Annotated in this window: 27 protein-coding genes; 12 read left to right on the top strand and 15 right to left on the bottom strand. The window is 57.2% G+C overall.

Features of this window, described 5'->3' with window-relative positions:
* The first annotated feature begins 130 nt into the window (after positions 1-130).
* Complete coding sequence (locus ACJ8PI_RS04100; RefSeq protein ID WP_033646660.1) at positions 131-1,141, top strand: NAD-dependent epimerase/dehydratase family protein; 1,011 nt, start codon at positions 131-133, stop codon at positions 1,139-1,141.
* On the opposite strand, the gene ACJ8PI_RS04095 is transcribed toward ACJ8PI_RS04100, so the two are convergent.
* Positions 1,142-1,978 carry an N-acetylmuramoyl-L-alanine amidase gene (locus tag ACJ8PI_RS04095; RefSeq protein WP_060419785.1) on the bottom strand — a complete coding sequence of 279 codons (837 nt, stop codon included), beginning with the start codon at positions 1,976-1,978 and terminating at the stop codon, positions 1,142-1,144. It lies immediately after the preceding gene.
* Between the two features lie 119 nt (positions 1,979-2,097).
* The gene (locus tag ACJ8PI_RS04090) at positions 2,098-2,421 is read right to left on the bottom strand and encodes a heavy metal-binding domain-containing protein (protein WP_033637822.1); all 324 of its coding nucleotides are present in this window, start codon (positions 2,419-2,421) and stop codon (positions 2,098-2,100) included.
* A gap of 159 nt (positions 2,422-2,580) precedes the next feature.
* Here ACJ8PI_RS04090 and ACJ8PI_RS04085 point away from each other — a divergent pair, with 159 nt between their 5' ends.
* The 8 genes from ACJ8PI_RS04085 to ACJ8PI_RS04050 all read left to right on the top strand — a co-directional run bounded on the left by ACJ8PI_RS04085 (position 2,581) and on the right by ACJ8PI_RS04050 (position 7,835).
* Entirely contained in the window at positions 2,581-3,123 is a 543-nt protein-coding gene (locus tag ACJ8PI_RS04085) for a lipoprotein (RefSeq protein WP_033637821.1), read from the top strand.
* A gap of 264 nt (positions 3,124-3,387) precedes the next feature.
* On the top strand, positions 3,388-4,116 hold the full coding sequence (gene artP / locus ACJ8PI_RS04080; protein ID WP_038884338.1) for an arginine ABC transporter ATP-binding protein ArtP: 729 nt from the start codon (positions 3,388-3,390) through the stop codon (positions 4,114-4,116).
* Positions 4,117-4,148: 32 nt separating this feature from the next.
* Entirely contained in the window at positions 4,149-4,880 is a 732-nt protein-coding gene (gene artJ, locus ACJ8PI_RS04075) for an arginine ABC transporter substrate-binding protein (RefSeq protein WP_039566746.1), read from the top strand.
* A 9-nt stretch (positions 4,881-4,889) separates the two neighbouring features.
* Complete coding sequence (gene artQ / locus ACJ8PI_RS04070; protein WP_033646665.1) at positions 4,890-5,606, top strand: arginine ABC transporter permease ArtQ; 717 nt, start codon at positions 4,890-4,892, stop codon at positions 5,604-5,606.
* Positions 5,606-6,274: an arginine ABC transporter permease ArtM gene (gene artM / locus ACJ8PI_RS04065; protein WP_033637817.1), complete on the top strand. Its 669-nt coding sequence runs from the start codon at positions 5,606-5,608 to the stop codon at positions 6,272-6,274. Before artQ ends, artM begins: the two co-directional genes overlap by 1 nt.
* Before the next feature lie 199 nt (positions 6,275-6,473).
* Entirely contained in the window at positions 6,474-7,208 is a 735-nt protein-coding gene (artJ, locus tag ACJ8PI_RS04060) for an arginine ABC transporter substrate-binding protein (RefSeq protein ID WP_033637816.1), read from the top strand.
* A 101-nt stretch (positions 7,209-7,309) separates the two neighbouring features.
* Positions 7,310-7,561: a type II toxin-antitoxin system Phd/YefM family antitoxin gene (locus ACJ8PI_RS04055; protein ID WP_004928423.1), complete on the top strand. Its 252-nt coding sequence runs from the start codon at positions 7,310-7,312 to the stop codon at positions 7,559-7,561.
* On the top strand, positions 7,551-7,835 hold the full coding sequence (locus ACJ8PI_RS04050; RefSeq protein ID WP_033646666.1) for a type II toxin-antitoxin system RelE family toxin: 285 nt from the start codon (positions 7,551-7,553) through the stop codon (positions 7,833-7,835). The genes ACJ8PI_RS04055 and ACJ8PI_RS04050 overlap by 11 nt, the downstream gene beginning before the upstream one ends.
* On the opposite strand, the gene rlmC is transcribed toward ACJ8PI_RS04050, so the two are convergent.
* From rlmC to ACJ8PI_RS04005, 9 genes are all read right to left on the bottom strand, one after another.
* On the bottom strand, positions 7,832-8,959 hold the full coding sequence (gene rlmC / locus ACJ8PI_RS04045) for a 23S rRNA (uracil(747)-C(5))-methyltransferase RlmC (protein WP_033646667.1): 1,128 nt from the start codon (positions 8,957-8,959) through the stop codon (positions 7,832-7,834). The genes ACJ8PI_RS04050 and rlmC overlap by 4 nt on opposite strands.
* A 69-nt stretch (positions 8,960-9,028) precedes the next feature.
* On the bottom strand, positions 9,029-9,508 hold the full coding sequence (locus ACJ8PI_RS04040; RefSeq protein ID WP_048321404.1) for a YbjO family protein: 480 nt from the start codon (positions 9,506-9,508) through the stop codon (positions 9,029-9,031).
* A gap of 104 nt (positions 9,509-9,612) precedes the next feature.
* Positions 9,613-10,458 carry a putrescine ABC transporter permease PotI gene (gene potI / locus ACJ8PI_RS04035; protein WP_016928360.1) on the bottom strand — a complete coding sequence of 282 codons (846 nt, stop codon included), beginning with the start codon at positions 10,456-10,458 and terminating at the stop codon, positions 9,613-9,615.
* Positions 10,455-11,417: a putrescine ABC transporter permease PotH gene (potH, locus tag ACJ8PI_RS04030; RefSeq protein WP_033646669.1), complete on the bottom strand. Its 963-nt coding sequence runs from the start codon at positions 11,415-11,417 to the stop codon at positions 10,455-10,457. Before potH ends, potI begins: the two co-directional genes overlap by 4 nt.
* A gap of 24 nt (positions 11,418-11,441) precedes the next feature.
* Entirely contained in the window at positions 11,442-12,575 is a 1,134-nt protein-coding gene (gene potG, locus ACJ8PI_RS04025; RefSeq protein ID WP_033637812.1) for a putrescine ABC transporter ATP-binding subunit PotG, read from the bottom strand.
* 122 nt (positions 12,576-12,697) lie between these two features.
* Positions 12,698-13,807 (bottom strand): spermidine/putrescine ABC transporter substrate-binding protein PotF, encoded by a 1,110-nt coding sequence (gene potF, locus ACJ8PI_RS04020; protein ID WP_164134095.1) that lies wholly within the window; start codon positions 13,805-13,807, stop codon positions 12,698-12,700.
* A gap of 406 nt (positions 13,808-14,213) precedes the next feature.
* Positions 14,214-14,693: a YbjN domain-containing protein gene (locus ACJ8PI_RS04015; protein WP_004938666.1), complete on the bottom strand. Its 480-nt coding sequence runs from the start codon at positions 14,691-14,693 to the stop codon at positions 14,214-14,216.
* Between the two features lie 135 nt (positions 14,694-14,828).
* Positions 14,829-15,731, bottom strand: coding sequence for a 30S ribosomal protein S6--L-glutamate ligase (rimK, locus tag ACJ8PI_RS04010; protein WP_033637810.1), 903 nt, complete (start codon positions 15,729-15,731; stop codon positions 14,829-14,831).
* Between the two features lie 54 nt (positions 15,732-15,785).
* Positions 15,786-16,088 carry a YbjC family protein gene (locus tag ACJ8PI_RS04005; protein ID WP_033646672.1) on the bottom strand — a complete coding sequence of 101 codons (303 nt, stop codon included), beginning with the start codon at positions 16,086-16,088 and terminating at the stop codon, positions 15,786-15,788.
* A 230-nt stretch (positions 16,089-16,318) separates the two neighbouring features.
* Here ACJ8PI_RS04005 and ACJ8PI_RS04000 point away from each other — a divergent pair, with 230 nt between their 5' ends.
* On the top strand, positions 16,319-16,582 hold the full coding sequence (locus ACJ8PI_RS04000) for a GrxA family glutaredoxin (RefSeq protein ID WP_004938676.1): 264 nt from the start codon (positions 16,319-16,321) through the stop codon (positions 16,580-16,582).
* A 45-nt stretch (positions 16,583-16,627) separates the two neighbouring features.
* On the opposite strand, the gene ACJ8PI_RS03995 is transcribed toward ACJ8PI_RS04000, so the two are convergent.
* Positions 16,628-17,017 (bottom strand): inner membrane protein YbjM, encoded by a 390-nt coding sequence (locus tag ACJ8PI_RS03995; protein ID WP_033637808.1) that lies wholly within the window; start codon positions 17,015-17,017, stop codon positions 16,628-16,630.
* A 294-nt stretch (positions 17,018-17,311) separates the two neighbouring features.
* On the opposite strand from ACJ8PI_RS03995, the gene ACJ8PI_RS03990 reads away from it, so the two are divergent.
* Positions 17,312-19,000: an aspartate:alanine antiporter gene (locus ACJ8PI_RS03990; protein WP_004938680.1), complete on the top strand. Its 1,689-nt coding sequence runs from the start codon at positions 17,312-17,314 to the stop codon at positions 18,998-19,000.
* A 693-nt stretch (positions 19,001-19,693) separates the two neighbouring features.
* On the top strand, positions 19,694-20,584 hold the full coding sequence (locus tag ACJ8PI_RS03985; RefSeq protein ID WP_239509767.1) for an abortive infection family protein: 891 nt from the start codon (positions 19,694-19,696) through the stop codon (positions 20,582-20,584).
* A gap of 896 nt (positions 20,585-21,480) precedes the next feature.
* Here the strand turns inward: ACJ8PI_RS03985 and ACJ8PI_RS03980 are convergent.
* The 3 genes from ACJ8PI_RS03980 to ACJ8PI_RS03970 all read right to left on the bottom strand — a co-directional run bounded on the left by ACJ8PI_RS03980 (position 21,481) and on the right by ACJ8PI_RS03970 (position 22,915).
* Positions 21,481-21,960, bottom strand: a complete 480-nt coding sequence (locus tag ACJ8PI_RS03980; protein ID WP_164134094.1) for a peptidase M14 — start codon at positions 21,958-21,960, stop codon at positions 21,481-21,483.
* Between the two features lie 293 nt (positions 21,961-22,253).
* The gene (locus ACJ8PI_RS03975) at positions 22,254-22,493 is read right to left on the bottom strand and encodes a hypothetical protein (RefSeq protein WP_204350470.1); all 240 of its coding nucleotides are present in this window, start codon (positions 22,491-22,493) and stop codon (positions 22,254-22,256) included.
* 2 nt (positions 22,494-22,495) lie between these two features.
* The gene (locus tag ACJ8PI_RS03970; protein ID WP_164134093.1) at positions 22,496-22,915 is read right to left on the bottom strand and encodes a hypothetical protein; all 420 of its coding nucleotides are present in this window, start codon (positions 22,913-22,915) and stop codon (positions 22,496-22,498) included.
* Positions 22,916-22,917 lie beyond the last annotated feature (2 nt).

The raw sequence follows: 22,917 nt of genomic DNA, 5'->3' as shown, positions 1-22,917 counted from the left end.
AGTTTGCCGCTGTGCTTCGGGGCTTTCCGATTGCATAGCGCACGAAATCACGGAAGAATGGCATCTTATTTGCTGGGAGCGCCGCAAGCGCCCGCCGGTATTCCGATTTTGGGTGAGAATAGAGTCCGTTATGAAGGTATTGGTCACCGGTGCCACCAGTGGGTTAGGCCGTAACGCCGTCGAATATCTGCGCCGTCAGGGCATCAAAGTGCGCGCCACCGGCCGCAACCAGGCGATGGGCGGCCTGCTGGAAAAAATGGGCGCGGAGTTCATTCATGCCGATCTCACCAATCTGATCTCTTCGCAGGCCAAGGCGATGCTGACTGACGTCGACGTGCTGTGGCACTGCTCCAGCTTCACCTCGCCCTGGGGCACCGAAGAGGCCTTCGAACTGGCCAACGTCCGCGCCACCCGCCGCCTCGGCGAATGGGCGGCGGCCTACGGCGTGGCGCAGTTCATTCACATCTCTTCCCCGGCGATCTATTTCGATTACCACCATCACCGCAACGTGACCGAAGACTTTCGCCCGCAGCGCTACGCCAACGAGTTCGCGCGCAGCAAGGCCGCCGGCGAGCAGGTGATCCAGCAGCTGGCGCTGTCCAATCCGCAGACCCATTTCACCATTCTGCGCCCGCAGGGATTGTTCGGGCCGCACGACAAGGTGATGCTGCCGCGGCTGCTGCAGATGATCAAACGCTACGGCAACCTGCTGCTGCCGCGCGGCGGCGCGGCGATGGTGGACATGACCTACCTGGAGAATGCGGTGCACGCCATGTGGCTGGCGACGCTAAAAGAAGATACGCCGTCCGGCCGCGCCTATAACATCACCAACCAGCAGCCGCGCCCGCTTCGCACCGTGGTGCAGCAGCTGATCGACGATTTGGGCATGAAGTGCCATATCCGCTCCGTCCCCTATCCGATGCTCGACATGATGGCGCGCGGCATGGAGCGCCTCGGCAGCAAAAGCGAGAAGGAGCCGGTGCTGACCCACTACGGCGTCGCCAAACTCAATTTCGACCTCACGCTCGATACCACCCGCGCGCAGCAAGAACTGGGCTATCAGCCGATCGTCTCGCTGGAAGAAGGCATCGCGCGCACCGCCCGCTGGCTGAAAGATCACGGCAAGCTGCACGGCCTGTAATCAACGCGCCGCGCCGTACTTCACCAGCAGCGCATCGACAATCGCTTCACTCTCCGCATCCGGTTCGCCGCGCACATCGTCGGGCCGGAAGTGCATCTGAAACGCCGCCAGCACATTGCGCTGCTGCCGCGCATTCCACGACGGGTCGATCGCGTAGCCGTAACGCGCCAGCTTTTCGAGCAGCGGCGCCATCGCTACCGGCGCATGGCGATCGCGCCCCGCCAGCAAACGCTGCACGTCGCGTTCGTCCGGCCAGGCGCCGATGCCGGCCTGCGCCAGCTGCCGCCAGGGGAACAGCGGGCCGGGATCCTGTTTGCGCTGCGGCGCGATGTCGCTGTGCCCCACCACGTCCTGCGGCTGGATGCCATAGCGTTGGATGATGTCGCGGCTCAGCGGGACCAGCACGGCGATCTGCTCCGCCGTATAGGGCTGCCAGTGGGTGAACAGCATGCTGCGGGTGAAGCCCTTGTTGACGATTTCGATGCCGATCGAGGTGTCATTGAGGTTGCTGCGGCCGCGCCAGGCGCTGGCGCCGGCATGCCAGGCGCGCATCGCTTCCGGCACCAGGCGGAACACCGTCGGTTTACCGTGTTCGCGCTGCGGATGCGCCGGCAGCAGATAATGCGCGCTGACGTGTTCGTCGGTCAGCGTTTTCAGCGATGAGTGGAAGTCTTCCGCCGTGTAGTGCATCACCAGAAAGCGGATGCGTTGATCCGCGCCCTGCGCCTGATGCAGGGTTTCGAGCTGGTAAGCGCCGCGATCGACGAGCGTGTCCTGCTGCGGATTTTGGCATCCCGCCAGCAGCGCGGCGGCGATGATCCCTGGCCAAATTTTCACTTATCCTCCCTGTGATGTGATGACCTGATATAGCGTTAACGTTAATCAATAATCGCCACGGAAGCCACCGTCGGACAAAGTAAAACGCCCCGGACGCGCCAGGGCGTTGAGGAGTGGGATTAGCGGCTGGCTTTCACCGCGGTGCCGCTGACGGTCACCATCAGCATGCTGCCGTCTTTGCCAACGGTTTCATAATCGATATCGATGCCGACCACCGCGTTGGCGCCCAGCTCTTTCGCCTGATCTTCCAGTTCTTCGAACGCGATCAAGCGCGCCTTGCGCAGCTCTTTCTCATAAGCGCCCGAGCGGCCGCCGACGATATCGCGCACGCCGGCGAAGAAATCACGAAAGATGTTGGCGCCGAGGATCGCTTCGCCGGTGACCACGCCGCAGTATTCGGTGATGGTGAACCCTTCCAGGGTCGGGGTAGTTGAAAGCTGCATCAGAATTCCTTGTTTGATTAATTCAACGTATCTATGACCAGAAGATTAGCGTTATGTTCGCTTAATCAATGGCACGCAGTACGAATGCAAGGCCAAAAAACGCATTTATACTGTAAGCTATCGGTCTTCATGGTAGAGACTTTCACATAAGGTAATAAGATGAAAACAAAAACGATTGCGGCTGTTTTACCCTTAGCGCTGTTGCTGAGTGCCTGTACCACGGTGGAACCGGCATACAAGGATATCGGCACCCGCAGCGGCAGCTGTGTGGAAGGCGGCCCGGATACGGTCGCGCAAAAGTTCTATGACCTGCGCATCCAGCAGGGCGCCGGCCTGCCGGACAGCAACCGCCTGGCGCAGCTGCAGCCTTACCTGAGCAAAGTGCTGTATCAGGATCTGGTCAGCGCCGCCCAGAACCCGGGCAAGCATCGGATCACCGGCGACTTGTTCTCCGGCAATGCGCAGGGGCCAGGCAGCGCGTCCGTCGCCAGCGCCTCGACCATTCCTAACACCGATGCGAAAAACATCCCGCTGCGCGTCGACTTGAGCTACCAAAAAGACGCCAACAGCACCGTGAACTGGCAGGACGAAGTGCTGATGGTGCGCGAAGGCACCTGCTGGGTGGTTGATGATATTCGCTACCTGAATGTTCCAGCGCATGCCACCAACGGCAGCGTGCGCCAGGTGTTGGAAAACCAGTAACCCGCGATCCCCCGGCCGACGCGGGTTTGCCGCGTCGGCCATCCCCGCCTCCCGCCTGCCGCTCAGATTTCGTCCAATAGAAAAAATTTCGCTACCGATCTCACAGCCTGCGCCACAAATCCCCTCCCTCGGCTTGAGTCGCGGTATCTTGTGCTAATCTTTTACTGTCCCGCCGCACACTCATAAATTTTAACGCACAAAGATTGCATAAGTATTCTGTGGAAGTTAACATTTGCGGCATCAATGTCTATTCAATTCTGGCGCATGAGTATTCAACTTAACGGTATCAATTGCTATTACGGCGCTCACCAGGCGCTGTTTGACATCACGCTGGATTGTCCAGCCGGGGAAACCCTGGTGCTGCTTGGCCCAAGCGGCGCCGGGAAAAGTTCATTGCTGCGGGTGCTGAACCTGCTGGAAATGCCGCGTTCGGGCCAACTGCAGATCGCCGGCAACCAATTCGACTTCAAGCAGGCGCCTGGCGAGAAAGCCATTCGCGAACTGCGTCAAAATGTCGGCATGGTGTTCCAGCAATACAACCTGTGGCCTCACCTCACCGTGGTTCAGAACCTGATCGAAGCGCCTTGCCGCGTGCTGGGTCTGACCAAGGCTCAGGCGATGGAGCGCGCCGACAAGCTGCTCAAGCGTCTGCGCCTGACCGACTTCGCCGATCGCTTCCCGCTGCACCTTTCCGGCGGCCAGCAGCAGCGCGTAGCGATCGCCCGCGCCCTGATGATGGAACCGCAGGTGCTGCTGTTCGATGAACCGACCGCGGCGCTGGATCCGGAAATCACCGCTCAGATCGTCAGCATCATTCGCGAACTGGCCGGCACCGGCATCACGCAGGTGATCGTCACCCACGAAGTGGAAGTGGCGCGCAAGACCGCCAGCCGCGTGGTGTACATGGAAAACGGCCACGTGGTGGAGCAAGGCGACAGCAGCCACTTCACGCAGCCGCGGACCACCGAGTTTGCCAACTACTTATCACACTAACAATTAACTTGCTGTAATTTGGGGAGTTTGCGATGAAAAAACTAATAATCGCCGCCGTTCTGGCCGGCATCAGCGTTTCCGCCTCCGCAGCCGAAACCATCCGTTTCGCTACCGAAGCCTCCTATCCTCCATTTGAATTTATTGACGCCGGCAACAAGATTCAGGGTTTTGATGTCGATCTGGCCAACGCGCTGTGCAAAGAGATGCAGGCCGAGTGCACCTTCACCAACCAGGCGTTCGACAGCCTGATCCCAAGCCTTAAATTCAAGCGTTTCGATGCGGTGATGGCCGGCATGGACATTACGCCGGAACGTGAAAAGCAGGTGCTGTTCACCAAGCCGTACTACGATAACTCGGCGCTGTTCATCGCGCAGAAAGGCAAAATCGCCGACGTGGCGGCGCTGAAAGGCAAGAAAGTGGGCGTGCAAAACGGCACCACCCACCAGAAATACCTGACCGACAAGCACCCGGAAATCACCACCGTGCCTTACGACAGCTACCAGAACGCCATTTTGGATCTGAAGAACGGCCGCGTTGATGCGGTGTTCGGCGATACCGCGGTGGTCAACGAGTGGCTGAAGCAGAATGACGCGCTGGCGGCAGTGGGCACCAAAGTCACGGATAAAGACTACTTCGGCACCGGCCTCGGCATCGCGGTACGCCAGAAGAACACCGAGCTGCAGGGCAAGTTCAACGCCGCTCTGGACAAGATCAAGCAGGATGGGACCTATGAAACCATCTACAAAAAATGGTTCCAGCAGTAATACGCCCCGATGAATGAATTTCAACCTTTAGCAAGCGCCGCCGGCATGACCGTCGGCCTTGCCGTTTGCGCCCTGATCCTCGGGCTGATTCTGGCGATGCTGTTCGCCGTATGGGAATCGTCCCGCTGGAAAGCGGTCAGCTGGCTCGGCACCGCCTTGGTGACCGTGCTGCGCGGCCTGCCGGAAATCCTGGTGGTGCTGTTTATCTATTTCGGTTCGTCGCAGCTGCTGCTGATGCTCTCCGACGGCTTTACCCTCAACCTCGGTCTGTTCCAGCTGCCGATTCAGCTGGCGATCGACAATTTCGAAGTCAGCCCGTTCCTGTGCGGGGTGATCGCTCTGGCCCTGCTCTATTCCGCCTACGCCTCGCAGACGCTGCGCGGCGCGCTGAAAGCGGTGCCGCAGGGGCAGTGGGAGTCCGGCCAGGCGCTGGGGCTCGGCAAGGCGGCGATCTTCTTTCGCCTGATCATGCCGCAGATGTGGCGCCACGCCCTGCCCGGCCTCGGCAACCAGTGGCTGGTGCTGCTGAAAGACACCGCGCTGGTGTCGCTGATCAGCGTGAACGATCTGATGCTGCAAACCAAGAGCATCGCCACCCGCACACAAGAACCCTTTACCTGGTATGTGATCGCGGCGGCCATCTACCTGCTGGTGACGCTGTTCAGCCAATACGTCATCAAACGCATTGAGCTGCGCGCCACGCGCTTTGAGCGGGGGCCGGTCTGATGATTGAGTATTTGCCGGAAATCCTCAAAGGGTTGCACACCAGCCTGACGCTGACCGTCGCCGCGCTGATCGTCGCGCTGGTGCTGTCGCTGCTGCTGACGGTGATCCTGACGCTGAAAACGCCAATCCTGACGCCGCTGGTCAAGATCTACGTGACGCTGTTCACCGGCACGCCGTTGCTGGTGCAGATCTTCCTGATCTACTACGGCCCCGGCCAGTTCCCGGCGATCCGCGACTACCCGTGGCTGTGGAATCTGCTGTCGCAGCCTTGGTTGTGCGCGATGATAGCGCTGGCGCTGAACAGCGCGGCCTACACCACGCAACTGTTCTACGGCGCGGTGCGCGCCATTCCCGCCGGGCAATGGCAGTCGTGCGAAGCGCTGGGCATGTCGCGCCGGCAGACGCTGCGCATCCTGCTGCCGTTCGCCTTCAAGCGCGCGCTGTCGTCTTACTCCAACGAAGTGGTGCTGGTGTTCAAAAGCACCTCGCTGGCTTACACCATCACGCTGATGGAAGTGATGGGCTACAGCCAGCTGATGTACGGCCGCACTTACGACGTCATGGTGTTTGGCGCCGCAGGCCTGGTGTACCTGTGCGTCAACGGCCTGCTGACGCTGCTGATGCGGCTGGTGGAGCGCCGCGCGCTGGCGTTTGAGCGCCGCAACTGAGGCCGCCTCCCCTCATGAGCCCCGCCGTCGTGCGGGGCTTTTTTTACTCCTGATGCAATATTTAATCATTTTCATTGCATTTTAATTCACTCGATGGCAGGGTTATCAGCAGGTGTCCTCGCAAAAACCTCTGGCGATTACCAGTAAAAACAAACGATAGCGAAAAATCACTTTCAGGATCCAGACAGGAGCTCTACGCATGAAAAAACTGCTGCTTGCCGCGACGATGTTGGCCGGAATCACCTTTAACGCCACCGCGGCCGAGACCATCCGCTTCGCCGCCTCCGCCACCTACCCGCCGTTCGAATCGCTCGACGCCAATAACCAGATCGTCGGCTTCGATATCGATCTGGCCAACGCGCTGTGCAAGCAGATGCAGGCGCAGTGCACCTTCACCAACCAGGCGTTCGACAGCCTGATCGCCGCGCTGAAATTCAAGAAATACGATGCGGTGATTTCCGGTATGGATATCACGCCGGAGCGCAGCAAACAGGTCGCCTTCACCCAGCCTTACTACGCCAACTCGGCGATCGTGATCGCGCAAAAAGGCAAGTTCAGCTCGCTGGCGGATCTGAAAGGCAAAAAACTCGGCATGGAAAACGGCACCACCCACCAGAAATACATGCAGGACAAGCACCCGGAGATTAACACCGTCTCTTACGACAGCTACCAAAACGCCATTCTGGAGCTGAAAAACGGCCGTATCGACGGCGTGTTCGGCGACACCGCCGTGGTGAACGAGTGGCTGAAAACCAACCCGCAGCTGGCGCCGGTCGGCGAGCACATCACCGATGCGCAATACTTCGGCACCGGTCTCGGCATCGCTGTGCGCCCGGACAACCAGGCGCTGCTGGCCAAGCTGAACGCCGCGCTGGACGCCATCAAGGCCGACGGCACCTACAAGGCCATCAACGACAAGTGGTTCCCGCAGTAAGTTCGCATGTGGAGCCGCCATCCTTTGGCGGCTCCATCCGATTGCCACCCCATCCGGTTAGTGCTAAATTTGATACTGAATTTAGCATCAAGGATAACATCATGACGGTTCAACCCATTCTTGCCGATTCCGCAGTCAGCATCAGCGATTTTAAGAAATCGCCCAACGCCGCCCTTAAAGAGGCACAAGGGCAGCCGGTCGCCGTCCTGACCAACGGTAAGATTTCGGGATATTACGTCTCACCGGAAACCTGGGAGGCTATCGCGGAGTACCTGGAAGATATCGAACTCGCTGAAATCGTTCGTTCACGGATGAACGGCAAACGCATTAAGGTCAATTTGGATGACTTATAAGCTTGAATTCGAAGAACATGCGCTGAAGGAATTTAAAAAACTGTCCCCGGTGATCCGGGAACAGTTCAAAAAAAAGCTGGTATCGGTATTGGTTAATCCCCACGTCCCCGCCAACAAACTCGCCGGTTTGCCCGATTGCTACAAAATCAAACTCAGAGCATCAGGCTTTCGTTTGGTGTATCGCGTCATGGAAACGAAGATCGTGGTTCTGGTCCTGTCTGTGGGCAAACGCGAACATTCAGCGGCTTATACGGCTGCCAAAAAGCGCCTTTAACGCCGCACCAACAGCGTCAGCACTTCGTAGTGCGCGGTATGCGGGAACATGTCGAACAGCTGCACCCGTTCGATGCGGTACCCCGACAACATTTCGATATCTTTCGCCATGCTCTCGGCGTTGCAGCTGGAATAGAGAATATAGCCCGGCGCCATCCGGCTCAGGTAGTCGCACAGCGCCTGGCCGATGCCGCGCCGCGGCGGGTTGACCAGCACCAGCTGCGGCACCTGGCCTTCGGCGGTGGCGAAACGGGTGGAATCGAGCGCCTGAAAATCTACGTGCAACAACCCTAACCGCTGCGCCGACTGGCGCGCGCAGGCGATCGCTTCTGCGCTGATTTCGATGCCGGTCAGCCGCGTTTGCGGCTGCGCGCAGTGCAGGCCGAAACCGCCGACGCCGCAGAACAGATCCCACATGCTGTCGATACCCAGCGCGCGCACCCAGTCGCGGGCGGTGGCATACAGATCGGCGGCCACCTGCGGGTTGGTCTGGAAGAAGCTTTGCGGGCGGATGAACAGCGGCACCTGATTGAACCGTTCCTCCAGCGCCTGCTGTTCGGTCAGCGCAATCTCGCGCTCCCCTTCCATGATCGCCATGTGCACCGGCTGAATATTGGCGGAGATCACCTTGAGCTGCGGCAACTGCTGCTGCAGCCACGGCAGCGCGGCGCGCAGCTGCGCCAGCTTGGTTTCCGAGCGCAGCACGAAGCGCAGCATCACGCCGCCGTCGAGCGTGCTTTCGGTCAGCAGCAGGTACTTCAGCTCGCCGCGTTTGCGCGCCACGTTATACGGCGTCAGGCCCGCGCGGGCGATAAAGCTTTTCAGCACCGCGAACATCGGCGCAAAACCGGCAGGGTACAGCGGGCAGTCGCTCAGATCGGCCGGTGTGCCGTCGCGGTGCAGCATGCCGAGCAGCGGGCGCTCCACGCTGCCGCTGACCACCATCTTGGCTTTATTGCGAAATGCGCTCAGTTCCCCCGCCACCGGCTGCAGCCACTGCGCGACGTCGCGCCCGGCCAGCAGCGAGTGCAGGTGGTGCTGTTTGTCGGCCAGTTGCTGCGGATAGGGCTTTTCCAGCCACTGACAGGAACGGCAGGTGCCCGCCGTATACAAAGCGCAATGCATGAAGATTACCGTGAAGTTCAGGATGACGAATCAAGGGCGCAGAGTTTACCACTCCGCGCGCCTAAAATCTCACTTGCGCGCGGCGAAGAAGCGGCGGCTGGCGGTGGGAACAAACAGCAACGCCAGGATCACCGCGTCGGGGATCTTTTGCAGGATCAGAACGTGCAGGATTTGGCCGCTGGTTTCGCCTTCCACGGTGAACACCTCGGGGAAGACGCTGCCGATGGTGGCCAACAGCAGGTAAAGCACCACGATGCACTGGCAGGCTACATACCCCCAGCGCCCCCAGTTGCGACCGCGCATCACGGCAAAACCGCAGCTGATTTGCAGACACAGCAGCAGCAGGCCGGCCAGAAAGATAAAGGTAGAATCCCACGCCTGCGCGCTGGTGTTGACGAACTCCTGCGCGCCGTCGACGCCCAGCTCGCCCAGCAGCAGCACCACGCTGATACATTTGATCGCGACCATGGCGGTACCCGCCACCATCACCGGCACCGGCGCATCCGAAGTCGATCCCATTCCCTGCCCGCTTTTCAGCATGTCTGACATATCCGTATTCCGCTACGACGCGCCACCTATACAGGTGGCGCATGTAAAGTCAGGTAGTTAGTTGCAATACTTATTGATTGCAAAAATAGCAGGTTTGTTACGATTCAGCTACGGGCCGCCCGCTGCAATTCGCGCGATCGTTGTTTTTCCGAGCGCGCCATAAACCACCAGGCGATCAGGCCGAGAATGCCCACCACCAGCAGGATCAGGCTGGCCAACGCGTTAATTTCCGGGTTCACCCCCATGCGCACGCTGGAGAACACCAGCATCGGCAGCGTGGTGGCGCCCGGGCCGGAGACGAAGCTGGCGATCACCAGGTCGTCCAGCGACAGGGTGAACGCCAGCATCCAGCCGGAGATCAGCGCCGGCGCGATCATCGGCAAGGTAATGACGAAGAACACCTTCAGCGGCGGCGCCCCCAGGTCCATCGCCGCCTCTTCAATTGAGCGATCCACCTCGCGCAGGCGCGAGCTGATCACCACCGCCACGTAAGCGGTACAGAAGGTGACATGCGCCAGCCAGATGGTGAACATGCCGCGCTCCGACGGCCAGCCGAAGGCGTGCCCCATCGCCACGAACAGCAGCAGCAGCGACAGGCCGGTGATCACGTCCGGCATCACCAGCGGCGCAGTCAGCATAAACGCGAAGCCGGTCGAACCGCGAAAGCGGCCGAAGCGCACCATCACCACGGCGGCGATGGCCCCCAGTACCACCGCGGCGGTGGCGGAAGCGGCGGCGATGGTCAGGCTGAGCCCCACCGCGCTGATCATCGCCGAGTCGTGGAACAGTTCGGTATACCAGCGCGTGGACCAGCCGGCCCACACCGTCACCAGCTTGGAGCTATTGAAGGAGTAGATCACCAGCATCAGCATCGGCGCATACAGGAAGGTAAAACCGATCGTCAGGATGGCGATGCGCCACGGTGAACGCACTACCGGCAAGTTGTTCATGCCTGCCCCCCCATTTCCTTGTTCTGGTGTTTGTGGAACCACAAAATTGGCACGATCAACAGCAGCAGCATGATGGTGGCGACCGCCGAGGCCACCGGCCAGTCGCGGTTATTGAAGAACTCCTGCCACAGCACGCGGCCGATCATGATGCTGTCCGGCCCACCGAGCAGTTCCGGGATCACGAACTCCCCCACCGCCGGAATGAACACCAGCATCGAACCGGCGATGATACCGCCGCGCGTTAGCGGCACGATCACGCTGAAGAAAGTTTTCAGCGGCCGGGCGCCCAGATCCAGCGACGCCTCCACCAGCGAGTAATCCAGCCGGATCAGCGCCGTGTAGATCGGCAGCACCATAAACGGCAGATAGGAATAAACGATGCCGATATACACCGCCAGGTTGGTGTGCAGGATCACCAGCGGCTGATCGATGACACCTAGCCACATCAGGAAGTTATTAAGAATGCCGTTGTTTTTCAGAATGCCCATCCAGGCATAGACGCGGATCAGGAACGAGGTCCAGGAAGGCAGGATCACCAGCAGCAGCAGAATGTTGCGGGTTGACGCCTTGCTGTGAGCCACCGCCCAGGCCAGCGGATAACCGATGATCAGGCAGCACAGCGTCGAGACCGCCGCCACGCGCAGCGACTGCAGGTAGGCGTCGATATACAGCGGATCGTCGGTCAGCTGCAGGTAGTTGGCAAAGTTGAGCGCGATGTTCAGCTTGCCGTCCACCCAGCTCATCAGCTCGGTGTAAGGCGGCACCGCCAGCGCCAGCTCCGCCAGGCTGATCTTGAACACGATCAGGAACGGCAGCATGAACAGCAGCGTCAGCCATAAATACGGCAGCGCGATCACCAGCTTGCGGCCGTGAGCCATCAGCAGGCGGTGGAACAGCGCCTTGAGGGTGCCGGGCGTTTTGGCCGGCGGTTCCGGCGTGCGTTCAGAAAGCAGGGTCATACGGGTTACTCCTCACCGGCTCCACTACACCGTCAACACTACGCAGCTGTCGGTTTCCCAGCACAGACGCACTTCATCGCCCCAGGTCGGCATCCCCTTGCGGAAACGGTGGCCGTTTTGCAGCTGGGCGCTGATAATCTGCCCGCTGTGCAGCTTCACGTGATAAATGGACAGATCGCCCAGGTAGGAAATATGCGCCACTTCTCCCACCGCGAAGTTGCAGCCGTCTTCCGGCACCTGTTCGCACAGCAGGATCTTTTCCGGCCGCAGCGCCACCTGGATCGGCACGCCGTCCACCACCGAGGCGTCCGGATCGACTTTGATCGCATGGCGCAACCCGGGGCTTTGCAGGATCAGCGCATCGTCGTGGCGCTCTTGCAATACGCAGTCGAAGACGTTGACCGAGCCGATAAATTCGGCGCTGAAGCGGCTGTTCGGATGCTCGTAGATCTCTTCCGGCTCGCCGATCTGCACGAACTTGCCGCGGTTCATGATGGCGATGCGCCCCGCCATGGTCATCGCCTCTTCCTGATCGTGCGTCACCATCACGCAGGTGACGCCGACGCGCTCGAGAATGTCGGTCACTTCCAACTGCATGCGATCGCGCAGTTTCTTGTCCAGCGCGCCCATCGGCTCATCCAGCAGCAGCAGCTTCGGCCGCTTGGCCAGGCTGCGCGCCAGCGCCACCCGCTGCCGCTGGCCGCCGGAAAGCTGGTGCGGCTTGCGTTTGGCGTACTCTTGCATGTGCACCAGCGCCAGCATTTCCGCCACCCGCTCGGCGATCGCCGCCCGTGGCATTTTGTCCTGTTTCAGGCCGAAGGCGATGTTCTGCTCCACCGTCATGTGCGGGAACAGCGCGTAGGACTGAAACATCATGTTGATCGGCCGCTGGTACGGCGGCACGTGCGACATATCCTGCCCATCGAGCACGATCTGCCCTTCCGAGGGCTGCTCGAAACCGGCCAGCATGCGCAGCAAGGTGGACTTACCGCAGCCGGACGGGCCGAGCAGCGCAAAGATCTCGCCCTTGTAGATGGTAAGGCTGACGTCTTCGACCGCGTTCTGCCCGTCGAAGGTTTTGGTGAGGTTACGGATTTCCAGCAGAGGGGTGAAAACCTTCTGCGACTTGGCTTGAGGACGAGGGATGGCGTCGTTCAATCGGGGTGCTCTCCGGCGTAAAGCGGCACAAAACCACGGCGAGCGCCGTGGCCCAAAACGGCAATGCAGGCGGGGAGCGCCCCCCTGCCGGTTTACCGACGATCGGGGGATATCCCCCATCATCACTTCCCGCTTTTAACTTTAGTCCATGCGCGGGTAATGACACGGTCCAGCTTCGGCGACTGTACGTTAAGCGTGAACAGCTTGGCGCGCAGATCGGCCGGCGGATAGACGTTCGGGTTATTGCGCACCTCAGCCTTCACCAGCGGCGTGGAGTCCTTCACCGCATTGGCGTAATAGACATAGTTGCTGATGCCCGCCATCACGTCAGGTTTCATCAGGAAGTTCAGGAACTGGTAGGCGGCGTCTTTGTTCTTGGCGTCCGCCGGCATGGCGAACATGTCAAAGTAGGTCAGCGCCCCTTCTTTCGGGATCGCGTAGGCCACGTTCACGCCGTTCTTCGCCTCTTTGGCGCGATTGGCCGCCTGCATCACGTCGCCCGACCAGCCGATCGCCACGCAGATATCACCGTTCGCCAGATCGTTGATGTATTGAGACGAGTGGAAGTAACGGATGTTCGGCCGCAGCTTCAACAGCAGATCGTTAGCCGCGCCGGTATAGTCCGCCGCGTTGGTGCTGTTGGGATCTTTGCCCAGGTAGTGCAGCACGGTGGCGTAGACCTCGCTCGGCGCATCGAGGAAGGAGACGCCGCAGCTTTTCAGCTTCTCGAGGTTTTCCGGCTTGAGGATCAGATCCCAGCTGTCGACCGGCGCGTCTTTGCCCAATGCCGCCTTCACCTTGTCGACATTGTAGCCGATGCCGGTGGTCACCATCAGGTAAGGGATGCCGTATTTGTTGTCCTTGTCATTGTGCGCCACCAGCTTCAGCATCTCGGGATCGAGATTCTTGTAGTTGGGCATTTTGCTCTTGTCGAGCGGCTCGAAGATGCCGGCCTGCGACTGGCGCTCGAGGAAGTTGGATGAAGGAACCACCAGATCATAACCGGTGCTGCCCGCCATCAGTTTGCCTTCCAACACTTCGTTGGAGTCAAAGACGTCGTACACCACCTTGATGCCGGTTTCTTTCTGGAATTTGGCCAGGGTATCCGGCGCGATATAGTCGGACCAGTTATACACGTGCAGCGTTTTCTCTTCGGCTGACGCCGTGACGGACGCGGCCATCAACAGGCCGGCAACCACACCCGATAACCACTTTTTACGTTGGGTGACCATCCGTAACTTCCTCCAAAACAGGGTGAATCATAGAATTGAACTTGTATCTGCAGCGATACAAAACCTTTCCTGATCGAGCGCAATCGTTGCAACCGCGAACTGAATGGCTATGCATATGATTGCATGCGCCTTTTTTCACTGCCCTGCTCGCGTGGCCACAAGGGAAATCGCAAGCCCTTTGCAGAATCAGCAGCATAGCCGCTGCCATCGCAACCCGCCAGCCCCCAGGGTAAAAAACGCCTTTTATCGATTTTTTATGCAGTTTTTCTCTATGTGATACGCCATTAACGGCACAAAAGGCGAGAAAGATCGGGCGGCAAAGGCCAAAGTGCAGAATATTTTATTGCGGAGGGGAATAACGGCAGCATGCCGCCGGAGCGACGGCATGCTTAAGGTACGACGAGGATCAGTGCAGCATCGGCTGACGCACGGCGCCAGCGGGGATCTCTTCTTCATCACCCATAAACAGCAGATCGTTCGCCCGCGCCTCGAGGATCACCATCGAGACCTGCTCTTCGCCCTGCTGCATGAAGTGGGTAAACTGCTCGTAGGTGATGCCGACCGCCACGCTCAACGACTGGCAGACGATCAGCTTCGGCAGGTTGTCGTCCTGAATGTCGACGAACGCCTTGATGGTCAGCGAACTGGCGTTGATCTGGCTCAGGTCCGCCACCAACGGGATCAGCGCGGTCGGCTTCACCTCGGCCAGCGCGGAAAACAGAATGACGTTGTCCACCAGATCTATCTTGGCGTCGAACACGCCGTCGAAGTTCTGCATGTGCGGCAGGTGCAGCGCCTGGCAGGAATCGCACTCAAAGAAAGAGATGCCCGACTGATCCAGCCAGCGCCGCAACAGCGCCAAATCGGGGACAATGAGTGAATCCATAATAACCAGCCTCACAATATTCAATACGCGAAAAGGCGCATAGCTTACGGAATATTCACCCGATACGCCACGATCAATACGGCTTAATTCACTAATTCAGATATTGCACGGCGGGAAAAGCGCGCCCCCGCCCCGTCAACCGCCGGATTTCAGGCGAAAGCCCGGCCGGCCGCGCTGCTCGATGTATTCGATCATCATGCCGGCGATGTCCAGCCCGGTGGTGGTTTCCACGCCTTCGAGCCCCGGCGACGCGTTGACTTCCATCACCAGCGGGCCGCGCTCGGCGCGCAGGATATCCACCCCGGCGACGTCCAGCCCCAGCGTACTGGCCGCTTTCACCGCGATCGCCCGCTCCCTGGCGGTGATGGTCACCTTGCGGGCGGTGCCGCCGCGGTGCAGGTTGGAGCGAAACTCGCCCGGCTTGGCCTGCCGTTCGATGGCGGCCACCACCCGGCCGCCGACCACCAAACAGCGCACGTCGCGCCCCTGCGCTTCACGCACGTATTCCTGCACCAGGATGTGGGCGTTCAGCCCGCGAAAGGCGTCGATCACGCTTTCCGCCGCCTGGCGGGTTTCCGCCAGCACCACGCCGATGCCCTGCGTGCCTTCCACCAGCTTGACCACCAACGGCGCGCCGCCGACCAGCTCGATCAGATCGCCGGTATCGTCCGGCGAATGGGCAAAGCCGGTAATCGGCAGATCGATGCCCTGCCGCGCCAGCAGCTGCAGCGAACGCAGCTTGTCGCGGGCGCGGGTAATGGCCACGGATTCGTTTAGCGGGTAGCTGCCGAGCAGCTCGAACTGGCGCAGCACCGCCGTGCCGTAAAAGGTGATGGCGGAGCCGATGCGCGGGATCACCGCATCGTAACGCTCCAGTTGGCGGCCGCGATAATGAATGGTCGGCGCCGCCGGATTGATGTTCATGTAGCAGGAGAGCGGATCGATGATATCGATGCTGTGCCCGCGATCTTCCGCCGCTTCACGCAGCCGCTTGCATGAGTAGAGCGTTCCGTCGCGAGAAAGAATGGCAATTTTCACTCGTCACCCCAAAGGCCAACGCCTGCCCGGCAGGCGGGTTAGCGGCCGCGGCGCTCAGGCGCGCGGATCGCTGTCCTGATTATCTTTCGATTGCGGTTTGCGGCGATCGTTTTCCGGCGGCAACCCGCCGCGCATCAGCGGCCCAAAGCCCTGCACCACGCGCCACACCAGAAACGCCGCCGCCGGCACCATCAGCGCCACGCCGAGGAAAATCATGCCGACCGCCGCCTGCTGCGAAGCCAGCCAGCCCGGCAGCTGCAGGTGCCCGTGAATGCTGAGGTAGGCCAGCACCAGCATCACGATGCCCAGCCCTTCCAACACCAGCACCGGGCGCGGTAAGTCACCGAATGAACGCATATTTTTCTTCTCCAGAAGGTCTGCCTCCAGTGTAGTGAATTCCCGTCGGCGGCGACAGTCCCGGCAGACTAATTGGTTACATGAATCAAACTAACAGGTAATTCCTGCTTTTTTTTCGCCGTCTCAACGGGCATAGTAGGCGCCATCTGACGCAGGTAATGACTTTTTCGGTGACGGGATGTCGTTGCGGTAGCGAACAATTTATTGAAAATCCAATTAAGGAGCGTTGCATGTTTGCAGTAATCTTCGGGCGTCCTGGCTGTCCTTATTGTGTCCGCGCTAAAGAACTGGCGGAAAAACTGACTGAAGAACGCGACGATTTCAACTTCCGTTACGTTGACATCCACGCGGAAGGCATCACCAAGGCCGATCTGGAAAAAACCGTCGGCAAACCGGTTGAAACCGTGCCGCAGATCTTCCTGGATGAGAAGCACATCGGCGGTTGCACCGATTTCGAAGCTTACGCCAAAGAACACCTGAACCTGTTCCAGTAAGTTTTTGAACGACAAAGACAAAAAAGGCGCTTAACGCGCCTTTTTTTATTGCCGCTGCCGCCGGTGCAGCTGCTGCAGCGTCTGCAACAGGCCGAGGGCGAACAGCATCAGCATCGCGCCGAACACGCACCAGAACACCGCGCTGGTGGCGTACGCCAGTTCCTGCCAGAACGAAGAGGACGGCGTCAGCCAGAAATGGCGGATCAACAGGCACAGCGGCAGCGCATACAGCGCGCCGAGCAGCGGGCAAAGCAGCCGCTTGCGGCTCGACAGATAGCTGGCGATCGCACCGGGGATCACAAACAGCAGCAGGCCGGTTTCGCCGTGGTGCTCATGATCGGTGCTGCCGAACAGGCCGGTTTGCTGGCCGAGAAACACCAGGCTGAACAACAGAAAACAGCTGAGAATGCCCAGCCAATATCTATAACTCGTCATGCGAATTCTCCCCCGCCCAATTACCGCATCAATAGAAATCGGCCCGCTCACCCACGCGGTGACGCTGAACCGAATTTTTTCCTTGGTCAAAAGAGAGTTAAATGCGCACGGCGGCGCAGGAAATCAGCTTTCTGTGCTGGCTGTCATCGGTCATAGCGTCTAGAATGAACGCCGCCGAACGATGGTTCGCTTTGCCTTACGCTGGTGGTGATTTATGACGTCGTTTTAAGGCTGAATTTATCTCTTATAGTCATCTATATCAAGCACTTACTGGTAAACAATAAGTTATCCTCCGTGAACATAAACGTCGCTAGTTTGTTAAACGGTAACTACATTCTGTTACTGTTCGTGGTACTCGCACTGGGGCTGTGCCTCGGTAAACTCCGTCTGGGCTCCGTCCAACTCGGTAATTCCATTGGCGTTTTGGTGGTTTCGCTGCTGCTCGGCCAGCAACACTTCGCCATTAACACCGAGGCGCTGAATCTCGGCTTTATGCTGTTTATTTTCTGCGTCGGCGTGGAAGCCGGGCCCAACTTTTTCTCGATTTTCTTCCGCGACGGCAAAAACTACCTGATGCTGGCGCTGGTGATGGTCGGCTCGGCGATGGTGATCGCCATCGGTCTCGGCAAACTGTTCCACTGGGACATCGGCCTGACCGCCGGCATGCTGGCCGGCTCGATGACCTCGACGCCGGTGCTGGTGGGCGCCGGCGACACGCTGCGCAACACCATCGTCAACGGCCCGGCGCTGCTGGCGGCGCAGGATCATCTGAGCCTTGGCTACGCCCTCACCTACCTGATCGGTCTGGTCAGCCTGATCTTCGGCGCGCGCTACCTGCCGAAGCTGCAGCACCAGGACCTGTCCACCTCTGCCCAGCAGATCGCCCGCGAACGCGGCCTGGACACCGACAGCCAGCGCAAGGTCTACCTGCCGGTGATCCGCGCCTACCGCGTCGGCCCCGAACTGGTGGCCTGGGCCGACGGCAAGAACCTGCGCGAACTGGGCATCTACCGCCAGACCGGCTGTTACATCGAACGCATCCGCCGCAACGGCATTCTGGCCAACCCGGACGGTGACGCGGTGCTGCAGGTGGGCGACGAGATCTCGCTGGTCGGCTACCCGGACGCCCACGCGCGGCTGGATCCGAGCTTCCGCAACGGCAAGGAAGTGTTCGATCGCGATCTGCTCGACATGCGCATCGTCACCGAAGAGATCGTGGTGAAGAACAGCAACGCGGTGAACAAGCGCCTGAGCCAGCTGAAGCTGACCGACCACGGCTGCTTCCTCAACCGCGTGATCCGCAGCCAGATCGAAATGCCGATCGACGACAGCATCGTGCTTAACAAGGGCGACGTGCTGCAGGTGAGCGGCGACGCGCGCCGGGTGAAGAGCGTGGCGGAGAAGATTGGCTTTATCTCGATCCACAGCCAAGTGACCGACCTGCTGGCGTTCTGCGCCTTCTTCATCATCGGCCTGCTGATCGGCCAGATCACCATTCAGTTCAGTAACTTCTCGTTCGGCATCGGCAACGCCGCCGGCCTGCTGATGTCCGGCATCATGCTCGGCTTCCTGCGCGCCAACCACCCGACCTTCGGCTACATTCCGCAGGGCGCGCTGAACATGGTGAAAGAATTCGGCCTGATGGTGTTTATGGCGGGCGTGGGCCTGAGCGCCGGCGCCGGCATCGGCCACAGCCTGGGCGCGGTCGGCGGCCAGATGCTGATCGCCGGGCTGATCGTCAGCCTGGTGCCGGTGATTATCTGCTTCCTGTTCGGCGCCTACGTGCTGCGCATGAACCGCGCCCTGCTGTTCGGCGCCATCATGGGCGCCCGCACCTGTGCGCCGGCGATGGAGATCATCAGCGACACCGCGCGCAGCAACATCCCGGCGCTGGGCTATGCCGGCACCTACGCCATCGCTAACGTGCTGTTAACGCTGGCGGGTTCACTTATCGTGGTGCTATGGCCAGGGATACTCGGCTGATCGATTAGCGGGAGAGATGGATCGGCGATAAAAATATTTTGATTTTTTTGTCGCCGGCCAGAACTTTCGTTGGGGGCCGCAGTCTGAATTAGTGCCACTGCTTTTCTTTGATGTCCCCATTTTGTGGAGCCCGATAATCCCGCCTTTTAGGTTCAAGATTATCGGGTTTTTTGTTGCCTTTAAAAAATATCATTACTAAACAAGTAGCTACAAGCTGGGCTGTTATCCTATGGCGATAAAGTGGCGACACAACTTCAACAACCTGCTTTATGATCAATCTGTTGCCTCCCCCCTTACCTCTCTAGTAACATGTACTCGTCCTTAACAAAAATGCAAAAGGAGGATTTCTTGACCCAATTTTTGCACACTGCTTTAGATTTTTAGTTCGGCCTAAAATTATACGGTAGTTGGCTTTTAGCTGTAAAAAGCGGTAATGGACAGATGCATGAGTGAGGAAAATTGAACCGGGCGCTAGATCAGTGACGATACTTTAGTCCTACTGACGAATGAAGGCTGCCGACTTTGTGTTCCCGCTAACCCCAAGTAGAGAGAGTCATCTACCACTGATATTCTATGACTCGCACCGAACTTTTGCATCACCCCAAATTATTTGTATGAGGCATTCCGAACTTGTAGTAATTTCGGACGGGGGTTCAAATCCCCCCAGCTCCACCAAACAAAACAAGGGGTTACGTGCAAGCGCAGCCCCTTTTCTTTGTCTGTGGCGGCAAAATGGCGGCAGACAAGACTTCCCTGATGGAGGGTATAATGAGACGAGAGATCCCTCAGCCCATTATTGATGTCGTCGCTGAGTACATGTCAGAAGTTGAAACACATGATCGCCTAGATAGTCTGTTTGACTATGTTGGTGCCCCTGGTGAACCGCCGGATCAACCAAAGAAATCCAAATCATTAGCATGGCTGAGACGTATAAATAAACAATGTGATGAACCTTTAGCTCTTTTAGGCAAGCTCATTGAAAAATACATGGATGCAGAACGTCCTGATAATTCAAATAATATCTGGGACAAAGAGCTAAAAGAATTTGTCGAGTCTATGCATAAGCATCTTGAAAAGTATGGACTTAAGTATATGACAGGTGGCTTTATAGTAGATGGTTCATCAATAACTTCATTATCTCTTCGTGATGCAATAAAAAAGCGTGATATTCCAGCTGTCGAAAATGAGTTCTCTCGAGCTATTAAAAATTTACATTCAGACCCTCGAGAGGCTGTTTCCGCAGCATGTAATATAATGGAGTCAACTTTTAAAATTTACATTGCTGATGAAGGGATCACACCCCCTGCAAAACAAGACTTACAAGGATTATGGAAAGTTGTACGTGATTCATTAGGGATGAACACTAAGTCCATTGAAGATGAAGATCTTAAAAGAATTTTGAGTGGATTATACTCAATTGCAGATGGAGTTGGAGCATTAAGAACTCATGCAAGCTCAGCTCATGGTGCTGGTAGGAAGATTTATAAATTAAAGCCAAGGCATGCTCGGTTGGCAATTAGTTCTGCGCACGCACTAACTATGTTTATTCTTGAGTCATGGGAAGAAAAGCGCGACTCAAAATAGTGCGTAGTATAGAAATTGACTACGCACACTCGTTAAACCCGAAATAATAACAAGGTGAAAAACAATGGAAAAAAGTCCAATTGATTACAGTAAAGTAGTAGAGGTACAGCAATTCTCAGCACAAGATGGCTTCGACAAAATGAACCGACTTCTAGAATCTAAGGAATGGATTTTAATAGGGGTTGCAACTGGGGTTGACTCGGAAGGTCATCCGATTACAGTTTATTCAGTGGGCCGCCTACGAACCAGCGGCTCCTTCTTTAGTTAAGATTGACAATAATAACAACGCTTATTATTTAATCTATTAAACTGTACATGCTTAGAAAACCCGAACGCTAAATTTCAGTTAAAGAAATTTGTTCCGTTTCATCCTAAGCTGCGCCTGGCCTAGGGCTCTAACCTTTCCTTATGCCAGGCGCGATCCTTTCTAAAAAATAAGATAATTCACGAAATTTATTTTTTTGTTAAATTTCAATTTTTTACGACGACATCGACAATTTCGCACGATCCAAAAACTGAAAAACACTGAAATTCTTTTCAATCTTTTCAGTTTGGGATTGCTCGCAAAGCCCCAGGCGCGGCGCGGCGGGGTGTTTTGTAGAAAATCAGAACTGAAAAAATTTCCTGATCCAAATTGCGCAGGCGGGTGCGGTGTAGTGCCGTTTCCGTGAGGGTGACGTTGATTCCGTGGGGATTCTGCCGCGCTGGCGGCTCGCTGCTGCGGTGATCGGATTGGGTCGAGTGGGTTTGTATCTGGAGTGATTGAGGGCTTAGCGGCGCGCACAGGCGCACCAAATGTTAGGCATGAAAAAGCCCGCTCTAGGCAGGCTGCTTTTCACTGGTGTTAACGCTGTTTTTTTTTCAATCTCATCTATAGCGTCAGCAAACTTTAAAAATCAGATATTTTTCCGATCCTCTTTCATCTTGAGTAGTTCTGCATAAGCCCTGTACTGAAACTTCGCTGCATTATCCCTTCCTAGTTTACGAAGAGAATCAACAAGTTCCAGATCACCGCTTTTATTATAAAAAATGAATGACGACACAGCAGATTGCAATTCAAACGCTGCAAGTCTTATTTCATCTTCTGAAGTGATAGTAATCTCATTGTGTATTCGCAAATACTTGAGATAATCATCACTACTTCCACTGCATTGGGTAAATAAATAAGTCTGCATAAGTGAATGAGACATTGTTAAAAACTCCACATATCTATTTGTTTTTATGGAGATTTCATCCGTCAGTGATGCTTTTGCTTCTCTCTTTATTTCATGATGCTGTGTTAGCTTAAGTGTGAGCCAGCCACTCAGAAGTGCAATTAATGAACCTAACCCTATTTTTACAGCATTATCGACAACATCAATCCAGGTAACAGCCATCCTATCCCCTATTCTTACTCTGATTCAGATTAACTAGTTAATTTTAATGATTACTCAAACCAACGCCAGCCTCCAAGTTTGATTTAGCTTAAACCCAACAACATGTAAGGCCAAGGGCATTGCGGGGATTGTCGCCGGGGTGGCTGACGGCACAGAAAGACGCACAGGCGCACCAGATGGCAGGCATGAAAAAGCCCGCGCGGGGCGGGCTGGTGCTTCCTGGTGTTGGCTTTCTTGTTTGTTCAATTTCTACACGGTTACGCTCTCAAAAGATAATTGGTTGTGTAGATCAATTACTCATTATTGGCGGTGCCGGCTTCACGGTATGCGCGGCACCAAAACGCCGCATTGGAGGCAAACCACTGGTAAGGGCTGGTCAAATGCATGGAGTCATTGAAAACAAACGGCTCCAGCGCAACAAGGCCATCAACTTCTTGGCATTTGGCCAGGAAAAAGCGGGCATAGTTCGGCGCGACTCCCCAAGCGGCCAAATCGTCCATAAGCCCCTGCTTTTCAACTGCGATCACTTTCATGTTTACCTTTCCTCTGCCTGGCCTTGCAGGCTTTCTTGTTGCTCTAAAATCCTGATAATGTGCGGCGCTGCCACCATTTCCACTTGCTTGCGCACCGGGTGATGCTCCTTCATATTTCGGCGCGTTCCCTTCCGCTGAAAGTCCGATTCACGCAGAGATCCAAACCCACCAAACACATTCCGCGCCTTTTGGATGCCGGCACGAATCTGCATGATTGCTTGAGGGGGTAACCGCTCGAACAGCTCGCGCCAAAGGCAATTGCTCAAACTGGCTTTTAACTCCTCCCTCCCTTCCAGCGCCGCAGCGTGGATCACTACGCCGCGCCACTCTGGCGATAGGGCATTCCAAAAGTCGGCGGCCTCTGAATGTTTGGGGCAAACCTGGGCGCGGATTTTGGCCAACCAATAGTTGTTATCCGCCATCG

Origin of the sequence: Serratia sp. CY82433, assembly GCF_052166535.1 — a bacterium.
Classification (GTDB): domain Bacteria; phylum Pseudomonadota; class Gammaproteobacteria; order Enterobacterales; family Enterobacteriaceae; genus Serratia; species Serratia sarumanii.
Note: the sequence above shows the minus strand (reverse complement) of the source record. Positions and strands in the feature narration are given on the sequence as shown.

What these genes read in the sequence shown, in the direction of transcription:
- artQ (WP_033646665.1), top strand. Translation starts at nt 4,890, where the DNA reads ATGAATGAATTTCAACCTTTAGCAAGCGCCGCCGGCATGACCGTCGGC.
- potF (WP_164134095.1), bottom strand. Translation starts at nt 13,807, where the DNA reads ATGGTCACCCAACGTAAAAAGTGGTTATCGGGTGTGGTTGCCGGCCTG.
- ACJ8PI_RS04085 (WP_033637821.1), top strand. Translation starts at nt 2,581, where the DNA reads ATGAAAACAAAAACGATTGCGGCTGTTTTACCCTTAGCGCTGTTGCTG.
- ACJ8PI_RS04090 (WP_033637822.1), bottom strand. Translation starts at nt 2,421, where the DNA reads ATGCAGCTTTCAACTACCCCGACCCTGGAAGGGTTCACCATCACCGAA.
- artJ (WP_033637816.1), top strand. Translation starts at nt 6,474, where the DNA reads ATGAAAAAACTGCTGCTTGCCGCGACGATGTTGGCCGGAATCACCTTT.
- potH (WP_033646669.1), bottom strand. Translation starts at nt 11,417, where the DNA reads ATGACCCTGCTTTCTGAACGCACGCCGGAACCGCCGGCCAAAACGCCC.
- artM (WP_033637817.1), top strand. Translation starts at nt 5,606, where the DNA reads ATGATTGAGTATTTGCCGGAAATCCTCAAAGGGTTGCACACCAGCCTG.
- ACJ8PI_RS03980 (WP_164134094.1), bottom strand. Translation starts at nt 21,960, where the DNA reads ATGGCTGTTACCTGGATTGATGTTGTCGATAATGCTGTAAAAATAGGG.
- ACJ8PI_RS04015 (WP_004938666.1), bottom strand. Translation starts at nt 14,693, where the DNA reads ATGGATTCACTCATTGTCCCCGATTTGGCGCTGTTGCGGCGCTGGCTG.
- rlmC (WP_033646667.1), bottom strand. Translation starts at nt 8,959, where the DNA reads ATGCATTGCGCTTTGTATACGGCGGGCACCTGCCGTTCCTGTCAGTGG.
- ACJ8PI_RS04040 (WP_048321404.1), bottom strand. Translation starts at nt 9,508, where the DNA reads ATGTCAGACATGCTGAAAAGCGGGCAGGGAATGGGATCGACTTCGGAT.
- ACJ8PI_RS03970 (WP_164134093.1), bottom strand. Translation starts at nt 22,915, where the DNA reads ATGGCGGATAACAACTATTGGTTGGCCAAAATCCGCGCCCAGGTTTGC.
- artP (WP_038884338.1), top strand. Translation starts at nt 3,388, where the DNA reads ATGAGTATTCAACTTAACGGTATCAATTGCTATTACGGCGCTCACCAG.
- artJ (WP_039566746.1), top strand. Translation starts at nt 4,149, where the DNA reads ATGAAAAAACTAATAATCGCCGCCGTTCTGGCCGGCATCAGCGTTTCC.
- ACJ8PI_RS04100 (WP_033646660.1), top strand. Translation starts at nt 131, where the DNA reads ATGAAGGTATTGGTCACCGGTGCCACCAGTGGGTTAGGCCGTAACGCC.
- ACJ8PI_RS04055 (WP_004928423.1), top strand. Translation starts at nt 7,310, where the DNA reads ATGACGGTTCAACCCATTCTTGCCGATTCCGCAGTCAGCATCAGCGAT.
- ACJ8PI_RS04050 (WP_033646666.1), top strand. Translation starts at nt 7,551, where the DNA reads ATGACTTATAAGCTTGAATTCGAAGAACATGCGCTGAAGGAATTTAAA.
- ACJ8PI_RS03975 (WP_204350470.1), bottom strand. Translation starts at nt 22,493, where the DNA reads ATGAAAGTGATCGCAGTTGAAAAGCAGGGGCTTATGGACGATTTGGCC.
- potI (WP_016928360.1), bottom strand. Translation starts at nt 10,458, where the DNA reads ATGAACAACTTGCCGGTAGTGCGTTCACCGTGGCGCATCGCCATCCTG.
- ACJ8PI_RS04005 (WP_033646672.1), bottom strand. Translation starts at nt 16,088, where the DNA reads ATGCGTTCATTCGGTGACTTACCGCGCCCGGTGCTGGTGTTGGAAGGG.
- ACJ8PI_RS04000 (WP_004938676.1), top strand. Translation starts at nt 16,319, where the DNA reads ATGTTTGCAGTAATCTTCGGGCGTCCTGGCTGTCCTTATTGTGTCCGC.
- ACJ8PI_RS03995 (WP_033637808.1), bottom strand. Translation starts at nt 17,017, where the DNA reads ATGACGAGTTATAGATATTGGCTGGGCATTCTCAGCTGTTTTCTGTTG.